The sequence below is a fragment of the Rhizobium sp. Pop5 genome (genome assembly GCF_024721175.1).
Taxonomy (GTDB): Bacteria; Pseudomonadota; Alphaproteobacteria; order Rhizobiales; family Rhizobiaceae; genus Rhizobium.
Map to the genome: position 1 here is coordinate 4,218,527 of NZ_CP099399.1, position 21,612 is coordinate 4,240,138.

23 protein-coding genes and 1 pseudogene are annotated in these 21,612 nt (G+C 61.6%); 16 read left to right on the forward strand and 8 right to left on the reverse strand.

The window, feature by feature from the left end:
- Position 1 precedes the first annotated feature (1 nt).
- From NE852_RS22795 to deoA, 4 genes are read left to right on the forward strand one after another with little or no spacing between them, the layout of a single operon-like run.
- Complete coding sequence (locus tag NE852_RS22795; RefSeq protein WP_008525241.1) at positions 2-391, forward strand: cytidine deaminase; 390 nt, start codon at positions 2-4, stop codon at positions 389-391.
- Positions 388-1,197 carry a purine-nucleoside phosphorylase gene (locus NE852_RS22800; protein WP_008525239.1) on the forward strand — a complete coding sequence of 270 codons (810 nt, stop codon included), beginning with the start codon at positions 388-390 and terminating at the stop codon, positions 1,195-1,197. Before NE852_RS22795 ends, NE852_RS22800 begins: the two co-directional genes overlap by 4 nt.
- Positions 1,190-1,966 carry a deoxyribose-phosphate aldolase gene (gene deoC, locus NE852_RS22805; RefSeq protein ID WP_008525237.1) on the forward strand — a complete coding sequence of 259 codons (777 nt, stop codon included), beginning with the start codon at positions 1,190-1,192 and terminating at the stop codon, positions 1,964-1,966. Before NE852_RS22800 ends, deoC begins: the two co-directional genes overlap by 8 nt.
- Position 1,967: 1 nt before the next feature.
- Positions 1,968-3,275, forward strand: a complete 1,308-nt coding sequence (gene deoA, locus NE852_RS22810) for a thymidine phosphorylase (RefSeq protein WP_008525235.1) — start codon at positions 1,968-1,970, stop codon at positions 3,273-3,275.
- Between the two features lie 6 nt (positions 3,276-3,281).
- Here deoA and NE852_RS22815 read toward each other — a convergent pair whose 3' ends face one another.
- The 7 genes from NE852_RS22815 to NE852_RS22845 all read right to left on the reverse strand — a co-directional run bounded on the left by NE852_RS22815 (position 3,282) and on the right by NE852_RS22845 (position 8,748).
- Entirely contained in the window at positions 3,282-3,851 is a 570-nt protein-coding gene (locus NE852_RS22815) for a TIGR02281 family clan AA aspartic protease (RefSeq protein WP_037171006.1), read from the reverse strand.
- A 126-nt stretch (positions 3,852-3,977) separates the two neighbouring features.
- Positions 3,978-4,607 carry a uracil phosphoribosyltransferase gene (upp, locus tag NE852_RS22820; RefSeq protein WP_008525231.1) on the reverse strand — a complete coding sequence of 210 codons (630 nt, stop codon included), beginning with the start codon at positions 4,605-4,607 and terminating at the stop codon, positions 3,978-3,980.
- 103 nt (positions 4,608-4,710) lie between these two features.
- Complete coding sequence (locus NE852_RS22825) at positions 4,711-5,679, reverse strand: adenosine deaminase (protein ID WP_008525229.1); 969 nt, start codon at positions 5,677-5,679, stop codon at positions 4,711-4,713.
- A complete protein-coding gene (locus NE852_RS22830) occupies positions 5,676-6,896 on the reverse strand; it encodes a phosphopentomutase (RefSeq protein WP_008525227.1) in 1,221 nt (406 codons plus the stop codon). Before NE852_RS22830 ends, NE852_RS22825 begins: the two co-directional genes overlap by 4 nt.
- 111 nt (positions 6,897-7,007) lie before the next feature.
- On the reverse strand, positions 7,008-7,589 hold the full coding sequence (locus NE852_RS22835; protein WP_008525224.1) for a TadE/TadG family type IV pilus assembly protein: 582 nt from the start codon (positions 7,587-7,589) through the stop codon (positions 7,008-7,010).
- A complete protein-coding gene (locus NE852_RS22840) occupies positions 7,589-8,224 on the reverse strand; it encodes a TadE/TadG family type IV pilus assembly protein (RefSeq protein WP_008525222.1) in 636 nt (211 codons plus the stop codon). Before NE852_RS22840 ends, NE852_RS22835 begins: the two co-directional genes overlap by 1 nt.
- A 116-nt stretch (positions 8,225-8,340) precedes the next feature.
- On the reverse strand, positions 8,341-8,748 hold the full coding sequence (locus tag NE852_RS22845) for a pilus assembly protein N-terminal domain-containing protein (protein WP_008525219.1): 408 nt from the start codon (positions 8,746-8,748) through the stop codon (positions 8,341-8,343).
- Between the two features lie 391 nt (positions 8,749-9,139).
- Between NE852_RS22845 and NE852_RS22850 the strand changes: the two genes are divergently transcribed.
- The 10 genes and pseudogenes from NE852_RS22850 to NE852_RS22895 all read left to right on the forward strand — a co-directional run bounded on the left by NE852_RS22850 (position 9,140) and on the right by NE852_RS22895 (position 18,726).
- The gene (locus NE852_RS22850; protein WP_008525217.1) at positions 9,140-9,328 is read left to right on the forward strand and encodes a Flp family type IVb pilin; all 189 of its coding nucleotides are present in this window, start codon (positions 9,140-9,142) and stop codon (positions 9,326-9,328) included.
- Between the two features lie 114 nt (positions 9,329-9,442).
- A complete protein-coding gene (locus tag NE852_RS22855; protein ID WP_008525214.1) occupies positions 9,443-9,955 on the forward strand; it encodes a prepilin peptidase in 513 nt (170 codons plus the stop codon).
- Positions 9,956-10,065: 110 nt separating this feature from the next.
- On the forward strand, positions 10,066-10,881 hold the full coding sequence (cpaB, locus tag NE852_RS22860; protein ID WP_008525212.1) for a Flp pilus assembly protein CpaB: 816 nt from the start codon (positions 10,066-10,068) through the stop codon (positions 10,879-10,881).
- Between the two features lie 12 nt (positions 10,882-10,893).
- Positions 10,894-12,392 (forward strand): annotated as a pseudogene (locus NE852_RS22865) (type II and III secretion system protein family protein).
- On the forward strand, positions 12,389-13,150 hold the full coding sequence (locus tag NE852_RS22870) for a CpaD family pilus assembly protein (RefSeq protein ID WP_037171005.1): 762 nt from the start codon (positions 12,389-12,391) through the stop codon (positions 13,148-13,150). Before NE852_RS22865 ends, NE852_RS22870 begins: the two are co-directional and overlap by 4 nt.
- Before the next feature lie 14 nt (positions 13,151-13,164).
- The gene (locus NE852_RS22875; RefSeq protein WP_008525205.1) at positions 13,165-14,442 is read left to right on the forward strand and encodes a CpaE family protein; all 1,278 of its coding nucleotides are present in this window, start codon (positions 13,165-13,167) and stop codon (positions 14,440-14,442) included.
- 112 nt (positions 14,443-14,554) lie between these two features.
- Positions 14,555-16,027, forward strand: coding sequence for a CpaF family protein (locus tag NE852_RS22880; RefSeq protein ID WP_008525202.1), 1,473 nt, complete (start codon positions 14,555-14,557; stop codon positions 16,025-16,027).
- Between the two features lie 5 nt (positions 16,028-16,032).
- Entirely contained in the window at positions 16,033-17,040 is a 1,008-nt protein-coding gene (locus NE852_RS22885; RefSeq protein ID WP_008525201.1) for a type II secretion system F family protein, read from the forward strand.
- A 15-nt stretch (positions 17,041-17,055) separates the two neighbouring features.
- Positions 17,056-18,036 carry a type II secretion system F family protein gene (locus tag NE852_RS22890; protein WP_008525199.1) on the forward strand — a complete coding sequence of 327 codons (981 nt, stop codon included), beginning with the start codon at positions 17,056-17,058 and terminating at the stop codon, positions 18,034-18,036.
- A 57-nt stretch (positions 18,037-18,093) separates the two neighbouring features.
- The gene (locus NE852_RS22895) at positions 18,094-18,726 is read left to right on the forward strand and encodes a LysE family translocator (RefSeq protein ID WP_008525197.1); all 633 of its coding nucleotides are present in this window, start codon (positions 18,094-18,096) and stop codon (positions 18,724-18,726) included.
- Positions 18,727-18,771: 45 nt separating this feature from the next.
- Here the strand turns inward: NE852_RS22895 and NE852_RS22900 are convergent, their stop codons facing one another.
- The gene (locus NE852_RS22900; protein WP_008525196.1) at positions 18,772-19,608 is read right to left on the reverse strand and encodes a tetratricopeptide repeat protein; all 837 of its coding nucleotides are present in this window, start codon (positions 19,606-19,608) and stop codon (positions 18,772-18,774) included.
- A gap of 143 nt (positions 19,609-19,751) precedes the next feature.
- Between NE852_RS22900 and NE852_RS22905 the strand changes: the two genes are divergently transcribed.
- Both NE852_RS22905 and NE852_RS22910 read left to right on the forward strand, forming a co-directional pair.
- A complete protein-coding gene (locus NE852_RS22905; protein WP_258156130.1) occupies positions 19,752-21,143 on the forward strand; it encodes a M17 family metallopeptidase in 1,392 nt (463 codons plus the stop codon).
- Positions 21,144-21,257: 114 nt separating this feature from the next.
- Positions 21,258-21,608, forward strand: a complete 351-nt coding sequence (locus NE852_RS22910) for a helix-turn-helix domain-containing protein (RefSeq protein WP_258156131.1) — start codon at positions 21,258-21,260, stop codon at positions 21,606-21,608.
- The last annotated feature ends 4 nt before the right edge of the window (positions 21,609-21,612 follow it).

Consider the following 21,612-nt stretch of genomic DNA (forward strand, 5'->3'; position numbering starts at 1 on the left):
CATGTCTCACGATCTGTTCGAAGCCGCCCGCGGCGCCATGGCCTTTGCTCATGCGCCCTATTCGAAATTTCCCGTCGGCGCGGCGATCCGCGCCGAGGACGGTAAGGTCTATACCGGCGCCAACATCGAGAACCTCTCCTTCCCGCAAGGATGGTGCGCCGAGCCGACGGCGATCAGCGCCATGATCATGGGCGGAGCGAGGAAGATCGTCGAAATGGCGGTCATCGCCGAGAAACTGCCGCTCTGCCCGCCCTGTGGTGGCTGCCGGCAGAAGATCTCCGAATTCGCCTCCAAGGGCACGAAGATCTATCTGTGCGATGAGGCCGGTGTGCAGAAGACCATGACGATGGAAGAGCTCCTTCCCTTCAGCTTCGAGACTGAACTCGGATGAAAGCCACGGTCAGCCTGCTCGCGGCATTGCTCGGCGGCATCAAGCCACGCCACGGCATCGTGCTTGGCTCCGGTCTCGGCTCGCTCGTCGGAGAGCTGGAGGGCGCCGTCCGTGTTCCCTACAAGGATCTGCCGGGTTTTCCCGTCAGCGCCGTCTCCGGCCATGCCGGCGAAGTCGTTGCCGGCCGTCTCGGCGGCGTGCCCGTGGTGATGCTCTCCGGCCGGGTGCATTATTACGAGAAGGGCGATGCCGGTGCCATGCGCCTGCCGATAGAGGTCTTGAAGGCGCTCGGCGTCGAGGCGATGATCCTGACGAATTCGGCCGGATCGCTGCGTAACGACATGCCGCCCGGTTCGGTGATGCAGATTACCGATCACATCAACTATTCCGGCATGAACCCGCTGATCGGCGAGGAAAGCGACCATCGCTTCGTCGGCATGACCAATGCCTATGATGCCGGCCTCGCCGCAGCGATGCAGAAGGCGGCGGCAAAGCTCAAGATCGGGCTGGCGCAAGGCGTCTACATGTGGTTCTCCGGACCGAGTTTCGAAACGCCGGCCGAAATCCGCATGGCGCGCGTCCTTGGCGCCGATGCCGTCGGCATGTCGACCGTGCCCGAAGTCATCATTGCAAGAATGCTGGGCCTGAGGGTTGCAGCCGCCTCGGTTATCACCAACTATGGGGCAGGCATGACCGGCAATGAGCTCAGCCATGAAGAAACCAAGGACATGGCGCCTGTCGGCGGCGCCCGTCTCGCCGCCATATTGAAAGACATGATTGCGGCCGGAGGAAATGAAGATGAATAGCCATTCGATCCGGGAAACGGCGGCCGTTGCCCTTTCCCTTCTCGATCTTACCAATTTGAAAGACGATTGCACCGAGGCACAGATCGATACGCTCTGCGCCCGTGCGCAGACGCCCTATGGCAACAGTGCCGCGATCTGCATCTGGCCGCGCTTCGTTGCCCATGCCCGCAATATTCTCGGCACCGGCCATACCGTGCGTATCGCGACCGTCGTCAACTTCCCCTCCGGTGAGATGGAGGTGGCCGATGTCGCCGCCGAAACGCGCGAGGCCATCGCCGACGGCGCCGACGAGATCGATCTGGTTATTCCTTATCGCAAGCTGATGGCCGGCGATGAGAAGGCGGTGACCGACATGGTCAAGGCAGTACGCGCCGAATGCACTGGTCCCGTCCTCCTGAAGGTCATCATCGAAACTGGCGAATTGAAGGATGCGGCGTTGATCCGCCGGGCCTCCGAGCTCGCCATCGAAGCCGGCGCGGATTTCATCAAGACTTCCACCGGCAAGGTCGCCGTCAACGCAACGCTCGAAGCCGCCGACATCATGATCCGGGCGATCCGCGAGAGCGGCCGCAGGGTCGGCTTCAAACCGGCCGGGGGCATCGGCTCGGTGGCCGATGCGGCCCTTTATCTGAGCCTTGCCGAAACCATCATGACGCCGGACTGGGCGATGCCCTCAACCTTCCGCTTCGGCGCCTCCGGCCTGCTCGACGATATTCTGGTGGTTCTGAGTGGAGCGCAGTCGGCACCCGCTGCGGCGTCGAGCTATTGAAATGATCCCTCAGGAGATCATCCGGCGCAAGCGCGACGGCGAGGAACTCGCCGCCGCCGATATCGGCTCCTTCATCGAGGCGCTCGCTGCAGGTCGACTGTCGGAAGGCCAGATTGGCGCATTTGCCATGGCTGTCTGGTTCAAGGGCATGTCGCGGGCTGAGATCGTGGCCCTGACGCTGGCGATGGCCAACTCCGGCGACAGGCTGGAATGGGCCGATATCGACCGCCCGATCGCCGACAAACATTCGACCGGAGGCGTCGGCGACAATGTTTCGCTGATGCTGGCGCCGATCGCCGCCGCCTGCGGCCTCGCCGTTCCGATGATATCGGGACGCGGCCTCGGCCATACCGGCGGCACGCTGGATAAGCTCGAGTCCATTCCAGGCTATACGATCACCCCGGATGCGGACCTCTTCCGCAGGGTCGTAAAGGAGGCGGGATGCGCCATCATCGGCCAGACCGGCGCCTTGGCACCCGCCGACGGCAGGCTCTATGCCGTGCGCGACGTGACGGCCACCGTCGATTCCATTCCTCTCATTACCGCCTCGATCCTCTCGAAGAAGCTTGCGGCCGGGCTTCAGACACTGGTGCTTGATGTCAAGGTCGGCAACGGCGCCTTCATGGCTGATCGCGACCAGGCAGAGATCCTGGCGCGCTCCTTGGTCGAAGTTGCCAATGGTGCGGGCGTGAAGACTTCGGCGCTGATTACCGACATGAATGAACCGCTCGCCGATAGTGCCGGTAACGCGGTCGAGATGCGCAACTGCCTGGATTTCCTGGCGGGCAGGAAAGAGCAGACGCGGCTCGATACCGTCGTACTCGCCTTCGCCGCCGAGATGCTGGTGAAATCAGGCGTTGCAGCATCACCCGATGAGGGGGAGAGGATGGCGCGCCAGGCCCTGTCATCGGGAAAGGCGGCCGAGGTCTTCGCACGCATGGTGTCCATGCTCGGCGGTCCTTCCGATCTCATCGAAAAGCCCGATAGATATCTGGCCAAAGCGCCTGTCGCAAAGTCTGTCCCGGCCCCCCGGTCCGGTTGGCTTGCCGCCTGCGATGCGCGCGGCATCGGCGTCAGCGTCATCGATCTCGGCGGCGGAAGACGCCATCCCGCGGACCGCATCGACCACCGCGTCGGCTTCTCCGAATTGCTGCCGCTCGGCTCCCGTGTCAATGCGGGCGATCCGATCGCCCTCGTTCATGCCGCCGACGAAGCGGCGGCGGAGCGGGCGGTCGCAGCACTTGCCGCGCACTATCGCATCACGGAGGACGAGCCGACGCTCAGCCCTGTCATTGCGGGTCTTATCTGACCCGATTTATTGCTTGAGGCTGAGCGAGCCGTCTGCAACGGAATAGGAGGCGAGCTTCTGCAGGAAGCTCATGCCGACGAGCGTCGTCGTCAGTGCTTCATCCTTGAGAACGAAGGCTTCGACATCCCGCACACGGATGCCGCCAATTTCCACACGGTCGAGCATCACATGTGCGGCCTTCGTCTGACCGTTCGCCGTGTTGACCCCATAGCGGAAATCAAGCTGGTTGGCGGTATAGCCAAGCCGCCGGGCGAGCGTCTCGTTGAGCGCGACATAGGTAGCGCCGGTGTCGATCAGGCCCTGCACGGGCTTGCCGTTGATCTTGAAGCCGCCGGTATAGTGGCCCTGCGCGTCGGCCTGCAGGTGGATGGTATTGCTGCCATAGACGGGCGGGGCTGCCGTGGGCTTGTCGCTGTCGGTCGAGACGTAGTTGGCGGAGAGAGCGTCAGCAGGCTGCTGGCTGGCGCTTCCGAAGAAGGAAGGCACCTGTGTGGCCACCACCGCGGCGATGCTGGCGAATATGACGGTACGCACGAGCATGAAACAGAAATCCTTCCTGTATAAACCCCGCTTCATGCAGGGCCTCATCTCTCAAGCTTGCTAAGCCTCAAGTGCTGATAAGTTGCTAATACCCACAGCAAAAAGGCCCGGATTGAACCTCCGGGCCTTGAAGTCTTTCGATTTGGTAAAAGAAAGCTGAAACTATTTGGTGCCGTACATGCGGTCGCCGGCATCGCCGAGGCCGGGCATGATATAGCCCTTCTCGTTGAGATGGCTGTCGATCGCCGCGGTGAAGACGGGAACATCGGGGTGCGCCGTCCGGAAATTGCGGATGCCTTCCGGAGCTGCAAGCAGGCAGAGGAAGCGGATATTGTGAGCGCCCCGCTCCTTGAGCTTGTCGATCGCCGCGATCGAAGAGTTGCCGGTTGCAAGCATCGGATCGACGACGATGATCAGGCGCTCGGCGACATCCTCCGGCGCCTTGAAGTAATATTCGACCGGCTGCAGCGTTTCGTGGTCGCGATAGACGCCGATGTGCGAGACGCGGGCGGAGGGCACGAGGTCGAGCATGCCTTCGAGCAACCCGTTGCCGGCGCGCAGGATCGAGGCGAAGACCAGCTTCTTGCCTTCCAGGATCGGCGACTCCATGGTCTGCAGCGGCGTCTCGATCGTTGACATCGTCAGCTCGAGATCGCGGGTCACCTCGTAGCAGAGCAGCGTGGAGATTTCGCGCAGCAGGCGCCGGAAACTTCCTGTCGATGTCTCCTTGCGCCGCATGATGGTGAGCTTGTGCTGCACAAGCGGATGATCGATGACCGTGACGCCGTCCATGGGGAAGCCTTTCATTCTTTCTGTCGAATGTTTCTTTCACGGAAATCGGCCCGACCGCAAGAGTGGCGGCAAATTTGCGCCGATCATCCCCAGCCTCTCGCCTTCAGATCAGGGCGAGCAGGGCCTTCCGTGTCTTATCGTCGACGAAGGCTGCTTCGATCGAAGTGCGCGTCATGGCGTCGATCTCCGCGTCGTCGAAGCCAAAAGCCTCGGCGGCCAGCTCATATTCCCGCTTGAGCGAAGTATGGAAGAAAGGCGGATCGTCCGAGCTGATCGTCACCCGAACGCCGGCCTCTTTCAGCCGGCGCAGCGGATGGGAAGCGAAATCGGGAAAGACCCGAAGCGCGATGTTGGAGCCAGGGCAGACTTCGAGCACAGTGCCGAGATCGGCAAGCCGCTTGACCAGATCGATATCCTCGATGGCGCGCACGCCATGGCCGATGCGGGAAGGGCGCACCGCATCGAGCGCATCGGCGACGCTGAAGGCACCGCAGACCTCGCCGGCATGGATGGTGAGCCCAAGGCCCGCATCGCGGGCGATATCGAAGGCCCTGATATAATCGGCCACGCGGCCCATGCGCTCTTCGCCGGCAAGGTTGAAGCCGGTGATCAGGGGGTTGTCGGCCTTTGCCGCATATTCGGCCGCGCCGATCACGCTTTCCGGGCCAAAATGCCGTTCGCCCGTGACGATCAGCCGGGCCTCGATGCCGCTCTTTTCCCTAGCCCGCCGTATGCCTTCGCAGACACCTGATATATAGGCGTCGGCGCCGAGCCCGATGCGCTTGCCGTGGTCGGGCGAGACGATGAGCTCGCTGTAGATCGTATTGATCCCGGCGAGTTCGTCGAGATAGGTTTCGGTCAGAAGCGCATAGTCCTCCTCGGTCTTGTAGACCTCGGAAACCTTGTCGTAACATTCGAGGAAGCTTGCGAAATCATGCCAAACATAGGCGCCGTCGCGAAGCTGCCCGCTGATGTCGATGCCGTATTTCCGCGCTTGAGCTTCCGTCAGGGCAGGCGGAGCTGCGCCTTCCAGATGGCAGTGCAGTTCGACTTTCTTCAAGTGCGATGTCACAAAAAACTCCTTCCGTGCGGACCGGCCGGAATGCCGAGGTGCCGCGCGATGCTCTCGCCGATATCGGCATAGGTGCGGCGCACGCCGATCGATCGCGACCGGATGCCGGGGCCATAAGCGATGACCGGCACCCGTTCGCGCGTGTGGTCGGTGCCGCGCCAGGTCGGATCGCAGCCATGGTCGGCGGTCAGCACGACGAGATCGCCGGGCTTCAGCTTCTTGTGGACCTCGGGCAGGCGGGCATCGAAGGCTTCGAGGGCCGCGGCATAACCCGGCACGTCGCGGCGATGGCCGTAAATCATGTCAAAATCGACGAAATTGGTGAAGACGAGATCGCCGTCCCCGGCCTCGTCGATGGCCGAGAGCGAGGCATTCATCAGCGCTTTGTTGCCGTTCGCCTTGATGACCCGCGACACGCCCTGATGCGCGAAGATGTCGCCGATCTTTCCCACCGCATGTACATGCCGCCCATGCTCGACAAGCCGGTCGAGCAGCGTCGGCTCCGGCGGCAGCACGGAGAAGTCGCGCCGGTTTCCGGTGCGCTGGAAGCTAGAGGCAGACTGACCGACGAAGGGCCGGGCGATGACACGGCCGATATTGTAGCGATCGAGCAGCCCGCGGGCGATCTGGCAGAAGGCGATCAGACGCTCAAGGCCGAAATGCACTTCATGCGCTGCGACCTGGAAGACCGAATCCGAGGAAGTGTAGCAGATCGGCTTGCCGGTGCGGATATGTTCCTCGCCGAGTCGGGCGATGATATCGGTTCCCGAGGCATGGCAGTTGCCGAGAATGCCGGGCACATCAGCCGCCGTGCAGAGCGCTTCAATAAGCTCCGGCGGAAAGGCGTCGCCCTCTGTCGGGAAATAGCCCCAGTCGAAACTGACAGGTGTTCCCGCGATCTCCCAATGGCCTGACGGCGTATCCTTACCGCGGGAAATTTCCGTGGCGGCGCCGTAGATGCCGTAGACTCTTTCCGGCACGGGCATTCCGGCCGGAAACTGGCCTGAGGCAGACCGCGCAATGTGCATCAGTCCGAGTTCCGACATGTTCGGCAGAGAAAGCGGTCCCTCGCGCAATCCGGCGCGGTCTCCGGCTCCGGCCGCGCAGAATTCGGCGACATGGCCGAGCGTATCGGCGCCCTCGTCTCCATAGGTCGCCGCATCCGGCGCGCCGCCGACGCCGAAAGAATCCAGAACGAAAAGAAACGCACGCGCCATTTTACACCCGAAACAGTCGATCGCCGGCCTCTGAGGACGTCGGAGGCGGCACGGTTCCAGCCATATAATGCCATGGCTGGCTTGGCAAATTCGAGAGGAGAGAAAGAGCCGTCAGCAGTCGCCGCAGGGGATCGAGTCGCCTTGCCGCTGGCGGTAGAAATAGCTGCGGCTGATGGTGATCGTGCGCATGCCATCCGGCATGAAGTTCGGCGCGAACAGGAACATCGTATAGGGAATGCTGAGTTCGGTGCGCACCAGGAAGCTGTTCGCCGTTTTCATATCCGCCGGCACGTCGCTTACGGCGGTGTTCTTGGCGTAGGGCGCCGTCCCATCCTGCGCCCAGGACCAAAGCACTTTCGCATTGGCGCCGGCGTCGATGGTGATCCCGGTGATCTTCAACGTCAGCGACGTCGAGTTGTAAGGCACGAAGATTGAGGTTGCGACCGAGGGCATCTGCGCAAGCACCGTCTTGGTGACGGATTGCTGCTGGGTCACGATGTCGGCGATCGACCCTGCGGCGCGCGTCACGCGCTTGCTGACACTGAGGCCGATCGTGATCTCGAAAGCGCCGATATAGAGCATGATGAGCACGGGAAAGAGGATCGCGAATTCGATCGCTCCGGCGCCCTTGCGCTCCCGCGCCAGCCGCCGCGCCGTCAATACCAGTCTTGCGAACGGGTTGCGCAGCGTCATTATGGATACTGCTCATTCTGGAAGGCAGTGGTCGCGACGATCAGATATTGCGTCGGCATCGAGCCGTTGGAGGGCCGTATCGTCGTAATGTAAGGCCGGATCAGATCCGTGATGATTTCCCAACGGTAGTAAGCGCGCAGCATGTTGATGGTGCCGGCGCCGCCCGGTGTATATTTGAAGGCCGCCGTATTGATGTCGGCATATCGGTCGGTGGAAAGCTTGGGGATCGTCGTCGGAATCGCCGAGAACGTGGTGAACGTCTGCACATCGAGGTAGAGCTTGCTCGGTGTGGTGACTTCGCCGGCCGAGCAACTGATCAGGATCGATATCTCGTCGCAGAAGGCTTGGCGAAATTGGGTCTGGTTCATATCGGTCGTGCGGCCGAGATTATAGGTGATCTGCCCGGTCCGCATCCGGCGGCTCATCGTATCGACCGCGTTGGAGACCAGTTCCTCGGCGGCGAAGGCGACGAAGGTTTCGAGGATTGCGAAGATCACCATGAAATAAGGGATGGCGAGCATCGCGAATTCGATCGCTGCAGCACCGTCGCGCGAGCGGGCCAGCGCGCGAAGCCGTGAAAAACGGAACGGCGCGAAAGAGCGCGCCTTATCCGTCTTCTGATCAATCACCGTCATTGCCTGGACCCGAACGACATTTTCCTGCCGTCACACTAGGGACCGTTCGTTGATTTTCCGTTTCAGCTTGATACGACGATTTTAACGAATGGCCGAAGAAGCTGACTTTGTGCCGATCAGGGCGAGGTGGTGGCCGTCGCCTGCTGGGCATGCTGCTCACAGTTCGGCGTGCAGGACAGCACCGAGCGCTCCGTCTGCCGGTAGACGCGTACGGTATTGCCCTCGTCGATCGATACCAGGATGCGCTCGTCGAGGATCGCATTGCCGTCGGCATCGAGAAGAACCAGATTGGTGGTGCCGAAGCTGCGTCCTGTCAGCACGATGGTCTTGGCGTCGGCGACTGTCGCATCGGCAACCTTGGCATTGCCGACGATCACCTTGCTGACGGGGCGGTCGAGTTTCAATACGCGCGCGTGATCCATGTAGACGCGCAGCATCTCATCGTCTGCGGCCGCGGAAATTCCCGAAACACCGAAAACGGCGATCATGCCGGCAAAGAAAATGGTTTTGCCGCTCGATGACATCTGGTCCTCTTTCACGATCACAGCGCAATATGCCTATAGAATGGAAAAGAATGGTGAACGAAGCCTTAAGGTCGCCGCTGTATGTTCGGCAATGGGGCATGGTGGTCCGATTTGAGGCGACCGCAATCGGCAGTTGACACGAGATGAAGCAACGTGCGTTCCATTTCTGGATGATTGTCGCAATCATCATTCCTTTCACTTTGGAGTATCGGTCGATATTGAGGAGCGCGGGTAAGAAAATACTTACCTTACAAGGGCCTGTTGTCTCATTCACACCTTGTTAACTCTTTTCCTTAAGCCGATGGAAACGCCCATTCGTTAGGTTGCAGTCATCCGATCAACGGCAACAGTTGGCGGACGTGCTGAACATCAACTGGAGTTAGGAGTAGCCATGACCAAGCTTTTTAGCCGTTTTCTGAAGGACGAATCCGGCGCGACCGCAATCGAATACGGCCTGATCGCAGCCCTCATTTCCGTAGCGCTCATTGCTGGCGCAACGACCCTCGGCGGCAAGATCGGCGACACGTTCAACGGCCTGAGCAACAAGATGAACACTGCCGTTACCGCGAGTGGCGGCTAAGTCGGGCATCGGCCGGATAATGCCGGCCGGATTTGCCTCGGCCGAACTACCGAGTGGGCTCACAGGCTGAAAGGCCGTGAGCCTTTTCGCATCATGTTATGATCGGGTATACGCATGATCGCAGCTGCAGTTTTCGTGATACTGCCACTCTGCCTTGCCATGGCGGCCTTCTCGGATCTGTTCACCATGACGATCCCGAACCGCATTTCCCTGATCCTCATCGTCTCCTTCTTCGTTCTCGCGCCGCTTTCAGGCTTTGACCTGCAGATGGTCGGCATGCATCTTGCGGCCGGCGCTATCGTCTTTACCGCCTGCTTCGCCCTTTTCGCCTTCAATGTGATGGGTGGCGGAGACGCCAAGTTGTTGAGCGCGACTGCCCTCTGGTTCGGTCTGAACGAATCCCTGCTTTTCCTGACGACCGACGTCGCTATGATCGGCGGCCTTGTTACCTTGCTGATCCTAGTGGTGAGAGCGCAATCGGATACCATTCTTGCCATCGGCCTGCCGGTGCCCAACTCGGTCCTGTTCGCCAAGAAGATCCCCTATGGCATCGCCATCGCGATCGGCGGCTTCATGGCCTTCCCGTCCTCGCCGCTGTTCCTCGCCGCGCTGGAAGGCCTGAAATAACGGCATTTTAATTGCCCGTTAACTTAAAATGTAAGCTTTCCATTAACCATAATTATACCAATTGCTGAGCATTCTGCAGGGCAAACATATCGTGCCCTGAGGAATGATCGATGAAACCGGCCCGCGTTATAATTCTAGGTGTCGCCGTGGTGGCGGCGGGCCTCGCCGGTCTCCTGGCGATGCGCATGGCGGGCAATCCCGGTGTCGTCACCGAGGTCCAGTCGGTCATCGAGAAGGAGCCGACCGTCAATATCCTCGTCTCCAGCGGTAATCTGCCGGTCGGCGCGAGGCTGGACGAGAAGTCGGTGCAGTGGATGGCTTGGCCGAAGGGCGGCGTCGTCCAGGGCTTCATCACCGAAGCCGACAAACCGGAGGCGATCAAGGACCTGCAGGGTGCGGTCGTGCGTCTTCCGATCTTCGAGGGCGAACCGATCCGGCCTGAAAAGGTTGCCGATTCCAACAGCCGCATTCTCTCCTCGCTGCTGCCGGCCGGCAAGCGCGCCGTCGCGACCGAGATCTCGGTGGCGACGGGTGCGGGCGGCTTCATCCTGCCGAACGACCGAGTCGACGTCATCATGGTCCGCAAGGGCACCGAAGCCAACAAGCTCATCACCGAAACCGTGCTGAGCAATGTCCGCGTTCTCGCCATCGATCAGCAGATCCAGGAAAAGGATGACGGCTCGAAGTCGGTGGTCGGCACGACGGCGACACTCGAGCTCACCCCCGATCAAACCAAGGTTCTCGCCGTCGCCCAGCAGATGGCAGACCGGCTGTCGCTCGCGCTGCGCTCGGTCGCGGACGCGCAGGAGCAGGATACCAGTGCCGCGGACTATCTTCTGAGCGGCGACAACGGCAGTGCGATCATCCAGGTCATCAAATCGGGCGCCATCGTCACGGATGCCAGCGCAACGCCGAAGGCGGAGTAAAAGGACGTGCAAATGAGCAATTCAACGCGGCGCGCCGGGATTCTCCTGACAGGCTGCCTCTCGCTGGCAGTCGGCGTCTCCGGCATGGTGCCGGCGCCTTTGGGGCCGCTTCTCGGCACAGGCGAGGCACGCGCCGATTCCGAAAATCTGGTCCGCATCTCGCAGATTGGCCCAAACGCCCATCGCCGGCTGAAGCTCGGGCTCAACAAGGCTGTCGTCGTCGACCTGCCGGAGGATGCGCATGATATCCTCGTGTCCGATCCGACCATGGCCGATGCCGTGACCCGTACCTCGCGGCGCATCTATCTGTTCGGCAAGAAGGTCGGCCAGACGAACATCTTCGTCTTCGGCGGCAATGGGCAGGAGATCGTCAATCTCGACATCGAGATCGAGCGCGACGTCTCCGGCCTCGAAGTCAATCTCCGCCGCTTTATCCCCGACTCCAACATCAATGTCGAGATTGTCTCGGACAATATCGTGCTGACCGGCACCGTGCGCACCCCGCAGGACGCCACCCAGGCAGCCGATCTGGCGCAGGTCTTCCTGAAGGGCGGCGAGGCGACGACGAGAACCGAAACGGCATCCGGCAGCGGCGGCGATAGCTCGGTGGCGCTCTTTGCCGAAGGCCGTCAGACCTCGCAGGTCGTCAACCTCCTGCAGATCCAAGGCGAGGATCAGGTTACCCTCAAGGTGACGATCGCCGAAGTCCGCCGCGAGGTCTTGAAGCAGCTTGGCTTCGACAATCTCGTCTCCAATTCCTCCGGCATGACGGTTGCCCAGCTCGGTACTCCAAGCGCCGACAGCGCCACATCGACGGTTGGAGGGGCCTGGCGGCGCTCTTCAAGAGTTCGATCGGCAAGTACGATATTTCGACCTACCTCAACGCACTGGAGCAGGCCAAAGTCGTCAAGACCCTCGCAGAGCCGACACTGACGGCGATATCGGGCCAGGCCGCGACCTTCAATTCCGGCGGTCAGCAGCTCTATTCGACGACCGACAATAACGGCAACGTCACCGTGGTGCCGTTCAACTACGGCATCAACCTCGCCTTCAAGCCGGTCGTCTTGTCATCGGGCCGCATCAGCCTGCAGATCAAGACCAATGTCTCCGAACCGGTGGCTGGCGCCGGTAACGCTACCTATCAGCGCCGCTCGGCGGAGACCTCGGTGGAACTGCCCTCGGGCGGTTCGATCGCGCTGGCTGGCCTGATCCGCGACAACGTTTCCCAGACGATGGGCGGTACGCCTGGCGTTTCGAAGATCCCGCTGCTCGGCACGCTCTTCCGCCAGAAGGGTTTCGAGCGGCAGGAAACCGAGCTTGTTATCATCGCCACGCCCTATCTGGTGCGCCCGGTGGCGCGCAACCAGCTCAACCGGCCGGACGATAATTTCAGCCCCGAGAACGACGGTCCAACCTTCTTCCTCAACCGTGTCAACAAGGTCTACGGCCGCCGCGAGGCGCCGGTCGCAGACGCGCAGTTCCACGGCTCGATCGGGTTCATCTACAAATGAGCGGGGCGCGATCGGCAGAAATGGCACAAAACAGAGATCAGGCGATGGCCCATATGAATGCGACGACACCCCGCCTCGGAGTCTCCAGGGCGCTTTTTGCCGCGGCCATCATTTCGGCGGCGGCCCTTACCGGATGCGCCGGTCCGCACGACCAGCTGACGACGGGCGGCATCCCCGACGACTATCGCGCCCGCCATCCGATCATCGTGACGGAGGCGGAGCAGACTGTGGATATACCCGTAGCCTCGACCGACCGCCGCCTGACCATCGCCCAGCGCGACCTGATCCGGGGCTTTGCCGCGAACTACATCTCACGCGCCTCGGGGCCGGTTTATGTCCTGTCACCGCAAGGCTCGCCCAATTCGGCGGCCGCTTATCAGTTGCGCAATCAGGTCCGCGCCGAACTGGCGGCGAGGGGGATTGCAAGCTCGAAGATCGTCAACACGTCCTATGCAGCAGCCGGCGCCGGCGACGCGGCGCCGATCCGGCTGAGCTTTACCGGCACCACCGCGATCACAACGCAATGCGGTCAGTGGCCGAAAGACATCTCGGACGACTTCACCAACCAGAATTATTATAATTTCGGCTGCGCCTCGCAGAACAACCTTGCCGCCCAGATCGCCAATCCGGAGGATCTGGTGGCGCCCCGCGGTATGACGCCGATCGATGCGCAACGGCGCAACAATGCGATCCAGGAATACCGGACGACGACGTCGACGATCGAAGACGTCGCCAACAGCAGCAGTAGCGGCTTCTGAAGCGGAACGGAACGATGAGCGCGGTCGAATACGAAATCAACAATCCCAGCGAGCTTCGTCACGCCGAGGAGGCGGTGCGCATGGCGGATCTGGAAAGCATGCGGCCGTTGCCGCGCATCTCCGTTCACGCCTTCTGCGAGAGCGAAGCTCTGCAGCGCGTCATGGAACGTTGCGCCAACGATCGGCGTGTGGCGAAGGTCAGCATGCGCATCACCAGCGGCGGCATCGCGGCTGCCGCCAACATGTTTGCAAGCACCCCGACGCCGAACCTCATCATCCTCGAGACCAAGGCGAATGCCGCGAACCTCTTGAATGAACTGACGCCGCTTGCCGCCGTCTGCGATCCCAGCACCAAGGTGGTCATCGTCGGTTATTACAACGACATCGGCCTCTATCGCGAACTCATTCGCAACGGCATTTCCGAATATATGGTCCAGCCCGTTGCCATGCCCGATGTCCTCACGGCAATGGCCTCGATATTCGTCGATCCGGAAGCCGAGCCGCTTGGCCGCAGCATCGCCTTCATCGGCTCGAAGGGCGGCACGGGCGCCTCGACCATCGCGCATAATTGCGCCTTCGGCATTTCCAATCTGTTCTCCACCGAGACGATCCTGGCCGATCTCGACCTGCCCTATGGCACGGCGAACATCGATTTCGACCAGGATCCGGCCCAGGGCATCGCCGAGGCGGTCTTCGCGCCCGATCGTCTCGACGAGGTCTTCCTTGATCGCTTGCTGACGAAATGCTCCGAGCATCTTTCTCTGCTCGCCGCACCGTCGCTGCTCGACCGCGCCTATGATTTCGACGGCCAGGCTTTCCAGCCGGTGCTCGACGTCCTGCAGCGCAGCGCGCCCGTCACCGTGCTCGATATTCCGCATGCATGGTCGGAATGGACACGCTCGGTTCTGTCGAGCGTCGACGAGGTGGTTCTGTGTGCGGTTCCCGATCTCGCTAACCTGCGCAACGCCAAGAACATGCTCGACGCCCTGCGCAAGATGCGGCCGAACGACAAGCCGCCGCATCTCATTCTCAATCAGGTCGGCATGCCGAAGCGCCCGGAGATTTCGCCGTCGGACTTCTGCGAACCGCTGGAGATCGATCCGATTGCGATCATTCCCTTCGACATCAATCTTTTCGGCAATGCCGCCAACAGTGGCCGGATGATTTCCGAAGTCGATCCGAAGTCGCCGACGGCCGAGACCTTTTCGCAGATATCGCACATCGTCACCGGCCGTGTCGCGATCAAGAAGGCGAAGAAGGGTGGCTTGCTGGGCCTCCTGAAGCGCAAGTAGATGGTGAGCAATTCCGGCAAAAGCTTGCAGCGGTTTTGCCAGGCAAAGCGCAAAGTGCTTTTGCCGGGAAATGCGTGAAAACAAAAAGATAGAGCAGATTGGATCGAGCGGCATGTTTGGAAAACGCGGAAACGAAGGTTTCGGAAAGGCTGGAGGCGCAATCGCTCCCCCACCGCCGGCACCGGCCGCCCCCGCGGCCTCTTCCCCCTCGATTCTGGTCGAACCTTCCCGCGAGCCCGCGCGCCAGCAGGTAACGCCGCCGCCGATGCAGACGCCGCAGCGCAAGCGCCCGGTCCGCACCGACGAATATTACGACACCAAGGCGCAGGTCTTTTCGGCGCTGATCGACACAATCGATCTGTCGCAGCTTTCCAAGCTCGACGGCGAAAGCGCGCGTGAAGAAATCCGCGACATCGTCAACGACATCATCACCATCAAGAACTTTGCGATGTCGATCTCCGAGCAGGAAGAGCTGCTCGAGGATATCTGCAACGACGTTCTGGGCTATGGTCCGCTGGAGCCGCTGCTGGCGCGCGACGATATCGCCGACATCATGGTCAACGGCGCCGGCCAGACCTTCATCGAAGTCGGCGGTAAGACGATCGAATCCGAGATCCGCTTCCGCGACAACGCGCAGCTTCTCTCCATCTGCCAGCGCATCGTCAGCCAGGTCGGCCGCCGCGTCGACGAATCGAGCCCGATTTGCGACGCCCGTCTGCCCGACGGTTCGCGCGTCAACGTCATCGCCCCGCCGCTGTCGATCGATGGGCCCGCGCTCACCATCCGCAAATTCAAGAAGGACAAGCTGACGCTCGATCAGCTCGTCCGTTTCGGCGCGATCACCCCGGAAGGTGCCACCGTTCTGCAGATCATCGGACGCGTACGCTGCAACGTCATCATCTCGGGCGGCACGGGTTCGGGTAAGACGACGCTGCTGAACTGCCTTACCAATTATATCGACAGGGACGAGCGCGTCATCACCTGCGAGGATACGGCCGAACTGCAGCTTCAGCAGCCGCACGTCGTGCGCCTGGAAACGCGCCCGCCGAACATCGAAGGCGAGGGTGAGATCACCATGCGCGATCTCGTCAAGAACTGCCTTCGCATGCGCCCCGAACGCATCATCGTCGGCGAAGTGCGCGGACCTGAGGTTTTCGACCTCCTGCAGGCGATGAACACCGGTCACGACGGCTCGATGGGCACGATCCACGCCAACACGCCGCGCGAATGCCTGAGCCGTATCGAATCAATGATCGCCATGGGTGGTTTCACGCTGCCGGCCAAGACGGTACGCGAGATCATCTCCACCTCGGTCGACGTCATCATCCAGGCAGCGCGTCTTCGCGACGGCTCGCGCCGCATCACCCAGATCACCGAGGTGATCGGCATGGAAGGCGACGTCATCATCACCCAGGACCTGATGCGCTATGAGATCGAAGGTGAGGATGCGAGCGGTCGCCTGATCGGCCGGCACATGTCGACCGGCGTCGGCAAGCCGCATTTCTGGGACCGGGCTCGTTACTTCAACGAGGAAAAGCGCCTTGCCGCCGCCCTCGACTCGATGGAAGCGAAAACGAAGGAATAGAGGTGATGTTCGGGTTCGATCCGGTAGTCCTGGCAATCGTCGTTCTCGCCGCCGTCTCCGCGGCGGCGGTTGCCTATGCCTTGATGTTTTCCCGGATGGAGGCCGACAAGAAATCGGCGAACCGCATCAACCGCGTCAAATCCACTGATGTCGACCGGGTGAAGGTCAAGGCCGCCCGCGATCGGAAGCAGGAATTGTCGAAGCGCCGCAAGTCAGTGCAGGACAATCTGAAGGATCTGGAAAAGCGTCAGCACGAAAAGGCCAGGAAGAACCTGTCGTTGAAATCCCGGCTGGCGCAGGCCGGTCTGGCGATCACGCTGACACAATTTTCTCTCTTCAGCGCCATCTTCGCCGCCGTACTGCTGCTCGTCGCCTTCATCGCCGGCGCATCGTTGATAGTCATGATCGGCATCGTCGTCGTTGCAGGCCTCGGCCTGCCGCGCTGGGTCGTCGGCTTCCTGGTCAAGCGCCGCCAGAACAAGTTCCTCAACGAACTCCCCAATGCGCTCGACGTCATCACGCGCTCGATCAAATCGGGCCTGCCGCTCAACGACGCCATCCGTCTTATCGCGACCGAGGGCACTGAGCCCGTCAAGAGCGAATTCCGCCGCGTGATCGAGGCGCAGCAGGTGGGTCTCAGCATTCCCGACGCCTGCGCCCGCATGACGCTGAACATGCCGCTTCAGGAAGTCAATTTCTTCGCCATCGTGATCGCTATCCAGTCGCAGGCCGGCGGCAATCTCTCGGAAGCGATCGGCAACCTGTCCAAGGTTCTGCGCGATCGCAGGAAGATGAAAGCCAAGGTTTCGGCGCTCTCGATGGAAGCCAAGGCGTCCGCCGTTATCATCGGCGCTCTGCCTTTTATCGTCGCGACCCTCGTCTACCTCACCTCGCCGAACTACATGATGATCCTTTTCACCGATCCGCGCGGCCATTTCATCATGGGTTGCTCGGCGCTCTGGATGTCGATCGGCATCTTCGTCATGCGCAACATGGTCAATTTTGACATCTAGCGGGAAGGAAGCACCATGTCGCAGGATCTTGCCGCAACTCTGACCAATCCAAGCATGCTGATCGCCGTCTTCGTGGCGATCGCGGTCTTCGCGACGTTCTATACGATCGCTATTCCCTTCTTCGAGCGCGGCGATCTCAACAAGCGCATGAAGGCGGTTTCGACCGAGCGTGAGCAGATCCGCGCCCGCGAACGCGCCCGCATGAACGCGGAACCCGGCAAGGCCTCGCTGAGGACCCAGAACAACCGCCCGGTCCGCCAGATCGTCGAACGCTTCAACCTGCGTAAGGCGCTCGTCGACGACAATACGGTCAACAAGCTCAGGGCCGCAGGTTTCCGCTCTGAAAATGCGCTGAATACCTTCCTCGCGGCGCGTTTCCTGCTGCCGTTTCTCTTTCTCGCGCTTGCCGCCTTCTGGGTCTTCGGCCTCGGCGGCCTTGCCGGACGGGGCACGGCCATTCGCTTCCTCGCCGTCATCGGCATCGCCTATATCGGCTTCTACGCGCCGAACATCTATATCTCGAACCGCATCGGCAAGCGTCAGCACTCGATCAAGCGCGCCTGGCCGGATGCGCTGGACCTGATGCTGATCTGCGTCGAATCCGGCATTTCGATCGAGGCCGCGATGCGCCGCGTGTCAGAAGAGCTCGGCGAGCAGTCGCCGCCGCTTGCCGAGGAGATGGTGCTGACCACGGCGGAACTTTCCTTCCTGCCTGATCGCCGCGTGGCGCTCGAAAATCTCGCCACGCGCACGCAGCTCGAACTGGTGCGCTCGGTGACCCAGGCGCTGATCCAGGCCGATCGTTACGGCACGCCGGTCGCGCAGGCGCTGCGCGTTCTCGCCCAGGAAGGGCGCGACGAGCGCATGAACGAAGCGGAAAAGAAGGCGGCCGCCCTGCCGCCGAAACTGACGGTGCCGATGATTCTGTTCTTCCTGCCGGTGCTGATCGCCGTCATCCTCGGCCCGGCCGGCATTCAGGTGGCCGACAGGTTCTGACGGTTGCCGTCGTTTTGGAAAGAGGCTAGCCTTCGATCTCAAAATGAGGGTTTCCGAATGTCTACCGCAGGCATTTTCATCAGCATCATGGCAGCCCTGGTCGTCGGCGCAATGAGCCCCGGCCCGAGCTTCGTGGTCGTCTCCAGGATCGCGATCTCACGTTCGAGGCTGGATGGCCTTGCCGCCGCGGTCGGAATGGGAGTCGGTGGCGTCGTTTTCGCCGGGCTGGCGCTCGCCGGGCTGACGGCGCTGTTGTCTGAGTTCGAATGGCTCTATATCCTGCTCAAAGTCGCAGGCGGCGCCTATCTCGTCTATATCGCCGTCAATATCTGGAAGGGCGCCGCACGGCCGCTGGAAGTTTCCAATGCCGTCCGCGACCGCCGCGCGCCAGCGCGCAGCTTCCTGACCGCATTGCTGACTCAGCTCAGCAACCCGAAGACCATCATCGTCTATGCCAGCCTTTTTGCAGCGCTTCTGCCGAGAAGCGTGCCTCTCGATCTCATCGTCGCGCTACCGCTCGGCGTCTTTGCGGTGGAGGCAGGATGGTATTCGATTGTGGCGCTGGTTTTCTCGGCACGCCATCCGCGGCGCCTCTATCTCCATGCCAAGGGCTGGATCGACAGGGTCGCAGGCGCCGTCATGGGCGGCCTTGGTCTGCGTCTTATTCTTTCGGGCCTCAGCCTCCGCTAAGGTCACTTTGCCCGAAGGCGTAAGCCGTTCGGCAGCATGGTCTTGTCAGTTGGTGTTGCTGCCATCTGCCGTTCCCGGCGCCTTGTCCTTGGCGGCGAGCTTCTGCCAGGAATTCTGCTGCGAGAGCATGCCTCTGAGATAGGCGACATTGGCATCGGCCTGCTGTGGCGAAAGCTCGCGCCTGGCGATCTGCTCGGCTTCCGGGAAGCGTCCCTGCAGGCCGACGACGAGGGCAAGGTTCTGCCTGACGCGGCTGTCGGCGGTCGGCTGGCTGGCGGCGGAGCGCAGATAGGTTTCGGCGGTGCGCAGGTCGCCGGTCAGCACGTAAGACATTCCGAGATTGGAAAGGATGGAGGGCTCGTTCGGCTGGATGTCGAGCGCATCGCGATAGCGCTGTCTGGCGTCGCTTGCCTTGCCCATCTGATCGAGAATTGCGCCCTCGGCCGAGATCAGCCTCCAGTCCGGACGGTCCGGTGTCTGCGCGCGGCCGATCGTGTCGAGCGCCTGCTGGAACTGCCCCGCGGCTGCCTGCGCCTTGCCGTAGGCGGCCAGCACGTTGCGATCGCTGGGATTGGAGATCGCCACCTGCTGCATCACGGCGAGCGCCTGAGCGTCGCGTCCGTTCATGCGCAGCAGATTGGCATAGTTGACGCCGTTGACCGGATCGCGCGGGTTCTTTTCATAAGCTTGGCCGAGTCGGTCCGTTGCCGTGCGCAGCTCGGTCGCGTCCATCTCTTCGACGGGCTTGGTGATCTTCGGCACCGAACCGGTCGTCATCCGGTCCTTGGTCGTCGAGCACCCGGCAAGGGCAAGCACGATCAGCGATGCCGCGGCACCCTGCAGGAGGCGATTCGTGAATATGGTGGTGGGCGAGGCAGGCATGACGCGTTCCTGAATTCCGAAATCGGCGCCTGACCTCGAACGCGGAACAGGGAAAGGTTTGACGCAATCTTCACTCCAGCAATAGTCTGTTAACCCTAACAGACCGTTAAGGAACGATTCCTGGCGAGCGCCGAAGGACAATCATGGCCCCCTATCAGTTCATCGAGAGACCCACCCCTTTCAACACGAAGGGCGGCTCGACGCTGCCTATTTTTGCAGTCACCCCTGCTCATATCGAGACCGCAACGATCGATCCGATCGCGCTCGATTGGGCGCGCAAGGCTGGCTACAAGGCCGAAAGCGGATCGCTGCTGCTGATCCCGACAGCCGACGGCCATCTTGGCGGCGCGCTCTACGGCCTCGGCGCCAATCCGTCCGAGCAGCCTTTCATCACCGGCAGGCTCGCCCGTACGCTGCCGGCCGGCGACTGGCACATCGAGACCGCGCCGCTGACGGCAAATCGCCTCTCCCTCGGTTTCGGCCTCGGCAGCTACCGCTTCGACCGCTACAAGTCGGAAAAATCTCCGATGGCGACGCTGATGATCCCCCGCGATGCCGACGGCGCCGACATCAAGCGGCAGCTCGCCGGCGTCTTTCTTGCCCGCGACCTCATCAACACGCCGACGAACGACATGGGGCCGGAACAGCTCGAAGCCGCGTTCCGGGGCCTCGCCCAGCATTACAAGGCGGAAGTATCGGTCATCGCTGGCGACGAACTGCTGAAGCAGAACTTCCCGCTTGTCCACACCGTCGGCCGCGCCAGCGCCGATGCGCCGCGCCTTCTCGAATTGCGCTGGGGCAAGAAGGGCCATCGCAAGGTGACGCTGGTCGGCAAGGGTGTCTGCTTCGATACCGGTGGTCTCGATATCAAGCCGGCCGCCTCCATGCTGCTGATGAAGAAGGATATGGGCGGCGCGGCGAATGTCATGGGCCTTGCCCTGATGATCATGGATGCCAAGTTGAAAGTCGATCTGCGTGTCATCATCCCGGTCGTCGAGAATGCGATCTCGTCCAATGCCTTCCGTCCCGGCGACATCTATCGCAGCCGAAAGGGCCTGACCGTCCAGATCGACAATACCGATGCCGAAGGCCGTCTGATTCTTGCCGACGCGCTCGCCTATGCCGACGAAGAAGAGCCCGAACTGCTGATCGACATGGCGACGCTGACAGGCGCTGCCCGCGTCGCGCTCGGCCCGGATCTCCCGCCTTTCTTCACCGACGATGACAATCTGGCGCATGATCTCACTGAAGCGAGCCTGGAAACGGATGATCCGCTCTGGCGCCTGCCGCTCTATTCCGGCTACGAAAAGGACATCCGTACCAAGTTCGCCGACCTCACCAATGCACCGGTCGGCGGCATGGCAGGTGCGATCACGGCCGCACTTTTCCTCAAGCGTTTCGTCAGCAAGACGAAAAGCTGGGCGCATTTTGACATTTACGGCTGGGCCCAGTCGGAGCGGCCGCATTCGCCGGGCGGCGGGGAGGCGCAGGCGATCCGCGCGCTCTTCCACCATATTCGCCAGAGTGTGCGCTGAATCTGATCGTTAAAATTTTATTCACCCTGCCGGGCGGCAGTTCCTGCCGCCCCTTGCATGTGCATGGTAACTGCCGGAAAATGAAACGTTAGCGTAACGATCTCCGGAGGGGCCGTGCCGATCGAACTGACCGCCTCGCAGGCGCTGGGGCTCTGGCATGGCGTGGCGCTCGATCAGGTTCGCCATGATGACCGTGATTTGACGTTGCGCCAGATGGCGATCCTGCTGCATATTTATCTGGTGCCGCCGCCGCATACGGTGCGTGGGCTCGCAGCCACGCTTGGTGTCACCAAGCCGGTCATCACGCGCGCCCTGGATACGATGGGCGAGATGGGTCTGGTCGACCGCGTGCGCGACGATGCCGATCGGCGCAGCGTAATCATCAAGCGCACCGTCAGCGGTGCGCTTTACCTCGAAAAGCTCGGTGATCTCGTCCGCGATCAGGGCCGCCGGCTACCGATCTGAAAGG

Bases quoted from the DNA above. Each gene is read 5' to 3' on its own strand.
- NE852_RS22795 (WP_008525241.1), top strand. From the start codon at position 2: ATGTCTCACGATCTGTTCGAAGCCGCCCGCGGCGCCATGGCCTTTGCT.
- NE852_RS22800 (WP_008525239.1), top strand. From the start codon at position 388: ATGAAAGCCACGGTCAGCCTGCTCGCGGCATTGCTCGGCGGCATCAAG.
- deoC (WP_008525237.1), top strand. From the start codon at position 1,190: ATGAATAGCCATTCGATCCGGGAAACGGCGGCCGTTGCCCTTTCCCTT.
- deoA (WP_008525235.1), top strand. From the start codon at position 1,968: ATGATCCCTCAGGAGATCATCCGGCGCAAGCGCGACGGCGAGGAACTC.
- NE852_RS22815 (WP_037171006.1), bottom strand. From the start codon at position 3,851: ATGAAGCGGGGTTTATACAGGAAGGATTTCTGTTTCATGCTCGTGCGT.
- upp (WP_008525231.1), bottom strand. From the start codon at position 4,607: ATGGACGGCGTCACGGTCATCGATCATCCGCTTGTGCAGCACAAGCTC.
- NE852_RS22830 (WP_008525227.1), bottom strand. From the start codon at position 6,896: ATGGCGCGTGCGTTTCTTTTCGTTCTGGATTCTTTCGGCGTCGGCGGC.
- NE852_RS22835 (WP_008525224.1), bottom strand. From the start codon at position 7,589: ATGACGCTGCGCAACCCGTTCGCAAGACTGGTATTGACGGCGCGGCGG.
- NE852_RS22840 (WP_008525222.1), bottom strand. From the start codon at position 8,224: ATGACGGTGATTGATCAGAAGACGGATAAGGCGCGCTCTTTCGCGCCG.
- NE852_RS22845 (WP_008525219.1), bottom strand. From the start codon at position 8,748: ATGTCATCGAGCGGCAAAACCATTTTCTTTGCCGGCATGATCGCCGTT.
- NE852_RS22850 (WP_008525217.1), top strand. From the start codon at position 9,140: ATGACCAAGCTTTTTAGCCGTTTTCTGAAGGACGAATCCGGCGCGACC.
- NE852_RS22855 (WP_008525214.1), top strand. From the start codon at position 9,443: ATGATCGCAGCTGCAGTTTTCGTGATACTGCCACTCTGCCTTGCCATG.
- cpaB (WP_008525212.1), top strand. From the start codon at position 10,066: ATGAAACCGGCCCGCGTTATAATTCTAGGTGTCGCCGTGGTGGCGGCG.
- NE852_RS22870 (WP_037171005.1), top strand. From the start codon at position 12,389: ATGAGCGGGGCGCGATCGGCAGAAATGGCACAAAACAGAGATCAGGCG.
- NE852_RS22875 (WP_008525205.1), top strand. From the start codon at position 13,165: ATGAGCGCGGTCGAATACGAAATCAACAATCCCAGCGAGCTTCGTCAC.
- NE852_RS22880 (WP_008525202.1), top strand. From the start codon at position 14,555: ATGTTTGGAAAACGCGGAAACGAAGGTTTCGGAAAGGCTGGAGGCGCA.
- NE852_RS22885 (WP_008525201.1), top strand. From the start codon at position 16,033: ATGTTCGGGTTCGATCCGGTAGTCCTGGCAATCGTCGTTCTCGCCGCC.
- NE852_RS22890 (WP_008525199.1), top strand. From the start codon at position 17,056: ATGTCGCAGGATCTTGCCGCAACTCTGACCAATCCAAGCATGCTGATC.
- NE852_RS22895 (WP_008525197.1), top strand. From the start codon at position 18,094: ATGTCTACCGCAGGCATTTTCATCAGCATCATGGCAGCCCTGGTCGTC.
- NE852_RS22900 (WP_008525196.1), bottom strand. From the start codon at position 19,608: ATGCCTGCCTCGCCCACCACCATATTCACGAATCGCCTCCTGCAGGGT.
- NE852_RS22905 (WP_258156130.1), top strand. From the start codon at position 19,752: ATGGCCCCCTATCAGTTCATCGAGAGACCCACCCCTTTCAACACGAAG.